The 1057-nt window shown below is 53.1% G+C and carries 1 protein-coding gene; it reads left to right on the top strand.

The window, feature by feature from the left end:
• Positions 1 to 109: 109 nt before the first annotated feature.
• Complete coding sequence (locus E4680_RS13895) at positions 110 to 631, top strand: glycosyl hydrolase 108 family protein (RefSeq protein ID WP_135283024.1); 522 nt, start codon at positions 110 to 112, stop codon at positions 629 to 631.
• The last annotated feature ends 426 nt before the right edge of the window (positions 632 to 1057 follow it).

Genomic DNA, 1057 nt, shown 5'->3' with positions numbered 1-1057 from the left:
CGCACGGCGCTGAGTGGGCCGCATGGAGCCGAGAGCCGAAACGCTGGGCAATCGCCGACATCAAACAATCTGGCCCGACAACTTGGACGGCTGATCTGGTGGAAGAATTATGACCCCAAATGCAGCGGCGATTATCGACGAAGTGATTGAGACTGAGGGCGGACTCAAGCTGATCAACGTCAAAAATGATCGGGGGAAGCAGACATACGCTGGAATTTCTCGACGCTTCTGGCCGAGTTGGCAAGGATGGAAGCTCGTTGATCGCGGGGTTCTTCCTGATCATGAAATGGTCAGCGAGTTCTACCACCAAAATTTTTGGCGGCGCATGAACCTTGACCTGATCGAGTCTGCTGAAAAAGCAGAAACTATCATGGATTGCGGGGTTCTTTTCGGAACCAGAAAGTCGGTTATGTGGGCTCAGTTAGCGTCTGGCGCGCTCGCTGACGGCCAACTTGGGCCGAAAACTGCATCAGCAGTAAACGGGATGGATCAAGCTCTTTTTTCCGCCAGGATGGCGCTTACTCGCATTGCGGATCACACGTCGACGGTGATTGAGGATCGATCACAGATCAAATTTTATTTAGGCTGGGTTTCGCGTGCGCTCGACCGGAGCGGCATCAAATGGAGATAGGGTTTATCACGGCGGTTGTCTCGGCGCTTCAAGATGCTGGGGTTTCTCCAGCCGGAATAGTGTTCGCGGTAGTGATCCTGATTTTGCTGTATCGAGCTTGGCGGAAAGAAGACACGCTTTCAGGCCGGCAGGACGCATTTTACAGGATGGTCATGCAGGACATATCAGAAATCCGCAAAGCGCACGAGCACTGCGAGCAACAGATTCAGAACTTGTCAGCCACAAACATGATCCTTGATCGGTGGAAGGCCAGGTGCGAGGACGTGTGCCCAAATTCGGATGACGTCCACGCTAGAATCAACGGAGCGCATATCAATGACCACTGAATGCAGAACGCTTGATTTGTCGATGGATGAGGCCAGCAGGTTCAGCGCGGTCGGAGACCTGAAAAAACGCATGGACTCTATCCCGGATTGGCTATCGGTT

The sequence above is a fragment of the Candidatus Macondimonas diazotrophica genome (genome assembly GCF_004684205.1).
In the GTDB taxonomy this organism is placed as follows: Bacteria; Pseudomonadota; Gammaproteobacteria; order UBA5335; family UBA5335; genus Macondimonas; species Macondimonas diazotrophica.
The sequence above is the reverse complement of the archived record's forward strand: the minus strand, read 5'-3'. Positions and strand labels throughout refer to the sequence as shown.